The 5,073-nt window shown below is 46.7% G+C and carries 6 protein-coding genes; all 6 read left to right on the top strand.

Annotation, left to right across the window (positions count from 1 at the left end; genetic code table 11):
* The first annotated feature begins 217 nt into the window (after window positions 1-217).
* Window positions 218-379 carry a hypothetical protein gene (locus DS743_RS00105; protein WP_258316585.1) on the top strand — a complete coding sequence of 54 codons (162 nt, stop codon included), beginning with the start codon at window positions 218-220 and terminating at the stop codon, window positions 377-379.
* Between the two features lie 7 nt (window positions 380-386).
* Entirely contained in the window at window positions 387-650 is a 264-nt protein-coding gene (locus DS743_RS00100; RefSeq protein WP_307722557.1) for a LytTR family DNA-binding domain-containing protein, read from the top strand.
* A 12-nt stretch (window positions 651-662) separates the two neighbouring features.
* Window positions 663-1,097, top strand: a complete 435-nt coding sequence (locus DS743_RS00095) for a DUF3021 domain-containing protein (protein WP_035184498.1) — start codon at window positions 663-665, stop codon at window positions 1,095-1,097.
* Between the two features lie 127 nt (window positions 1,098-1,224).
* A complete protein-coding gene (locus DS743_RS00090) occupies window positions 1,225-2,556 on the top strand; it encodes a dihydrolipoyl dehydrogenase family protein (RefSeq protein ID WP_035184497.1) in 1,332 nt (443 codons plus the stop codon).
* Between the two features lie 479 nt (window positions 2,557-3,035).
* The gene (locus DS743_RS00085; protein WP_035184803.1) at window positions 3,036-4,346 is read left to right on the top strand and encodes a hypothetical protein; all 1,311 of its coding nucleotides are present in this window, start codon (window positions 3,036-3,038) and stop codon (window positions 4,344-4,346) included.
* 149 nt (window positions 4,347-4,495) lie between these two features.
* Window positions 4,496-5,073 (top strand): IS607 family transposase (locus DS743_RS00080; protein WP_258945795.1); only part of this gene is annotated, 578 nt, incomplete at its 3' end.

Below are 5,073 nucleotides of genomic sequence, written 5' to 3'. Positions count from 1 at the left end.
CATTTCCCGATCGAGCTCTTATTTCAAAATAAAATTACCTAAAATCGTTGATAACACTTGACTTAGAGTAGAAAATAGAGCTTCCAGAATTTTTCTGGAGGCTCTATTTGCATCTTAGGGGGCAATTTTTGCATCTTACCGGAAAAGCTGGGACAAGACCGGCAAAAAACGATACGATAATATTGTAAAAGAGCCAAAGAGAAAGAAGGTGGCCAGCATGAAGGTTAAAGTTGAGCTGAATAAAGACCAGGACTTGCCCCTGGCAGTGATCTATACTGATAAAATGACTGAAGAGGTTGAGCGGGCAGTTGCTTTCCTGGAAAGCAACGCCAGCTCTGGCCCGTTAATCGCCCAGCAGGAAGACCGTCTGGTCATCTAGTGACGTCATCCTTGTCCGGATCGAAGGCGGCGATACGGTCATCTACACCGGAAAAGGCAAGTATTTTTCCAGAAAGCGCCTGTATGAGGTCTACCAGCAGCTGGGCCAGGACTTCATGCAGATTTCCAAGCAAGCTGTCGTCAACTTGACCTGCCTGGAAAGCGTTGAAGCATCTTTTAACGGGACCATGTTTCTGCGCTTAGAGCATGGCCTGTCTGATTACATTTCCCGCAAATACCTGACCGCTTTTAAGCAGTATTTGGGGCTTTAGGAGGGGAGTAAAATGTCTGCCAAGAAAAATATCCTGGTCAGTTCCCTAATCGGAATTGGCATCGCCGCCGTCTCGTCCTGCCTAGTCAGCTTGTTGCTTTTAGCAAAAGGAGCCGGCAGCTTGACCATGACGGTTGCTGAATATACTCAGATGCTGGCCGGCATCATCTTGGTCGGCCTCGGCTTTGGCCTGCCCAGCATCGTTTATCAAAATGACAGGTTAGCACCGGCTTACCAGGTCTTGATCCACATGGGGACCGGCTGCCTGGTCATGACTTTGGTCAGCTTCTGGACTGGCTGGATCCCGGCTAAAGCGGGCTTTTGGTCGGCCTTCTTGACTATTGCCGGTGAAATCGCCGTTGCCTTTATCGTCTGGCTGATTTTTTACCAGCAGGAAAAGAAGCTGGCCCGGAAGATGAACGACCGGATCAAGCAACTGAAAAAGTAACAATTAGGCAAGATTGGAAGAAATTCCAGTCTTTTTTCGTATAAACAAGAAAGTTGAACTTGTAAAAAATAAGTAGTATTGTTTGTATATCTTTTAGATTCAATCTATAGAAATGTGAGCTAATGCAATGAAAAAATACGACTACATTATCATTGGCAGCGGCCCGGCGGCTAACCACCTGCTCTTCAAATTAGCAAGAACTGACCGGACTGCCCTGGTCATTGAGAACAACTTGTGGGGCGGAACCTGCCCGAATACCGGCTGCCAGCCAAAGATTTTTCTTGAAGGCGCCGTCCGTCCGGTCTTGAACACATATTATCTGACCGGCAAGGGAGTAAAAGCAGCCGCCCAGCTGGACTGGAGGACTTTGATCAAGCGCAAGAAGGAGATCTGGGCAGAATTTCGTGCAGAAGAGCGGTCCAGCATCGAAAGCGACCAGGTGGATACTGTCTTTGGCAGCGGAGTGATCACTGGCCCGCATACGGTTCAAGTAGCTGACCAGGAATACGAGGGCAAAAATATCGTCATTGCGACGGGTCTTCTGCCTCACCACTTGGAAGTGCCCGGCAGTGAGTACGCCATCACTAACGATGAGTTTTTTGACTTGGATGAATTGCCGAAAAAGGCGGTCGTCATTGGGGGCGGCTATGTTGCCCTGGAACTGGCTACAATCTTGCAGGCTGCTGGGAGTGAAGTCACGGTCTTGCAGCACTCTGAGAAGTTGCTGAGGCCTTTTGACCAGGAATATGTCGAGAAATTGACGGAAATAATGGAAGAGCGCGGCATTGTAATTCATCTGAACACGCCAGTTAAGGCAATCGCCAAAAATTCTGCTACTTATGAAGTAACTGCGGAAAATGGGCAAAAGTTTGAAACTGATCTGGTAATCGACGCCTCTGGCCGGCGGCCTAATGTAAACGGCCTGGGCTTGAAAAAATTAGGGATCAAGTTTGATCCGGTCAAGGGCGTGGCGGTTAATGAGCACTTGCAGACCAATGTCCCGAGTATTTTTGCCGCCGGGGATGTCGCTGACAATGGGCAGATGAATCTGACGCCGGTTGCCTGGGTTGACTCCTACCACATTTATGATTTTGTCGAAAATGGCCTTACTGAAGGGATTAAGTACCCGGCTGTAGCTACTAGCACCTTTACCTACCCGCAAGTCGCCCAGGTGGGCAAGCGGGAAAGTGAAATGGCAGAAGGCGATACGGTTAGAAGAATGAAGCTGGGGTCGACTTTTGCCGCTTTGGGCGAAGGCGATGAAGAGGCGGAATTAAAGGTCATTTTCAACAAGGATGGCGAAGTGGTCGGCGCTTCAGAAATCAGCATCAATGCCGGAGAGGACATCAATCTCTTCGCCCCGCTGATTGGCAAGAAGGACCCGGCAGAATTTGCCATGAATAATTTGGGCTTCGCCTTCCCGACTTTAGCCAACAAATTGGACGTTCTCTTCCGCTAGAAGTTGACAGCAAGTTGAAATTTGAAAAAATTGAATTCGAGCAAAGGTTTATCCTTTGCTTTTTTCTTTGCCCGCGGATTGAATTTTAGCTGCTTTTACAGATCGCTTTGCCTGTAAAAAGCCCGTCAGACCGGGCTTTGTCAAGGGTGACCAGCGGCTTTTTCCTTTAGGAAAAATCTGCTTTAATCAAAACTGAGCTTCGAACATTTGGTCGAGTGATGAATGTGAAGACAGAAAGGAGAATGAGATGACGTATTCAATTCAGCAGATCCGGTAGGGCTTAGAGAAAGCTGGCTATGTGGCTAATGACGAAATCACGACCGCGGCGCCAGAAACCATGAGGGATTTGCAACTTAAAAGCAGGGATGTCCCTATGGCGAACTTACAGAAGTATTGCGGAAGGTGCCAACCATTGGCGTCTATTCAGATACGGCCTCTTTGATCAAATTTTTGTGCGAATTACAGAATTGAGGATGAAGATGAAAGAAGAAAGCAAAGTCTTAACAGAAAAAGAAACTGACCAGCTGGTCAGCGACTTCTTTGAGAATTATGAGAGCTACTTTGACCGGCCATATTACATGGATGTGCTGGCTGAGAGCTACTTTGACCGGCCATATTACATGGATGTGCTGGCCCAGCCCCTGGCTAAGCAGTATCTCCGGCCGAGCAGCTTAAAGGTTTGCCTGGCTTACCAATTGCTGACTAAGGAGTGGCTGAAAGCCAAGCTTGAGGAAGAGTCTTTCCATGATAACAGAGAGAAGGAGCGGATCTACCTGGAGCCTGGCAAGCTGAAGAATCATTTGCCTAAAGAAGATTGGGATCTGGCCAGCGACTACCTGTTTCCAGGAGACAAGCAGGCTTACCTGGAACTGACAGCTGATAAAAAGAAACTTCTCTTACCAAGCAACAAGCGCCAGCAGCTTCAGCACTTTAAGACAAGTTTGGCTAATTGCCAGTCCTGGCAAAAGCTGCTTTACCATATCAAGGAAAATCATGCTGACCTGTCGGTCAATTGGCATTTCAAGAACCAGTCCAAACTGGAAGTGACTTTGACGGGGAGAAAGGATCACGAGCATGCTTTTGCCTTAAAAGAGCCAGAGGCGATGGACGAGGAGTATGATAAGTTTTTAGCAAATTCGAAGAAGAAAGAGGCGAATTACAAGAAAAAGATCAAAGAAAAGGTTGCTGCTTCCAGCCTGCGGGGGAACCTGTTAGCCCGGGCAATTGCCCAGCTTGCTTTGAGAAATGAGACGCGGATTACGCCAAATAACTGTCTGAAGATTCTGCGGGGTTTGTCTTATCCGGATTATGACGCCATCAACCACAGCGACTATGACAGACATTTTCGCTTTCTGCCAAACCAGGAGATTCTGCAGGTAATTGAGGCGATGCAAAAAGACGGACTGATCGCGGCTGAGGAACGCATTTATTCTGACTATCATGTCTATTACCATGAATTGGTGCCAACTGATTTGACTGAGGAATTTCTGAATGCGGAAGCAGCTGAAGGGTCAGATCTTGCCTTGCTGAAGGAACTTAATGAGTCTGCAGATAAGACTGATCTTTCCGCTTTTAACGTTGTTAAATTAAGCCAAGAACTTCTGCAGCATCCCGCCCTGGCTTGCGTTGACCAGGGCTATCAAGCCTTTATCGACCAGCATGACTTGGCAAGAGAATACCTAGAAACCCGCCTGCAGCTGACGACCAGCAAGTTTACCAAGAAGTATCTCCGCCTGCTTTTAGAGGGGGATGCAGAAAAAAGCATCCCTGGCCAAGCGGTGAATGCTTGATTGGGGATGCTTAGTAATTGGTATTTAATTCTATTTCCTTGGAGGGGTGTGACTGTTAAAAAGTATTAATTTCATCCAGTACAAAATAGTAATATTTCTTACCAATTCATGATGTAATGCCAGTATCAAAAGATTGGAAGGAAGAAACGATGAGCGAATACATGTCCATATCAAAAGCAGCTGAATATCGTAACGTTGCCAAGTCAACTCTCCGCAATTGGGAAGCTGAGGGATTGATTACGCCGCTTAGAACTGCCTCCAATCAACGTCGCTACACTAAAGAAATGCTAGATAAGGTTCAGCAAGGCAATATAAAAGCAGCCAAACCCAAGAAGCTGCTGACTATCGGCTATTGCCGAGTTTCTTCTGGTCATCAAAAAGAAGACCTCCAAAGGCAGAAGGACGTAGTATCTAGATATTGCGAAGTCAATGGCTATCAGTTTAAGATCATTCAAGACGTTGGATCAGGTCTTAACTATAAGAAAAAAGGCTTAACAGAACTGATCAACATGATCTGCAAGAAACAGTGCGAGCGAGTCGTGGTAAATCACCAAGACCGGCTTGTCCGTTTTGGCTTTGAAATGATTGAGACAATCTGTCAGGCAAACGATGTAGAGCTGGTTGTCATCAATCAGACAGATAACGTTGATCAAAATTCAGAACTTGTAGAAGATGTTTTATCTATAATCACTGTTTTCTCAGCTAAGCTGTATGGAAAGAGGTCGCA

Source organism: Lactobacillus leichmannii (assembly GCF_024701915.1).
In the GTDB taxonomy this organism is placed as follows: domain Bacteria; phylum Bacillota; class Bacilli; order Lactobacillales; family Lactobacillaceae; genus Lactobacillus; species Lactobacillus delbrueckii.
This window is presented reverse-complemented; position numbering and strand designations above follow the sequence as displayed.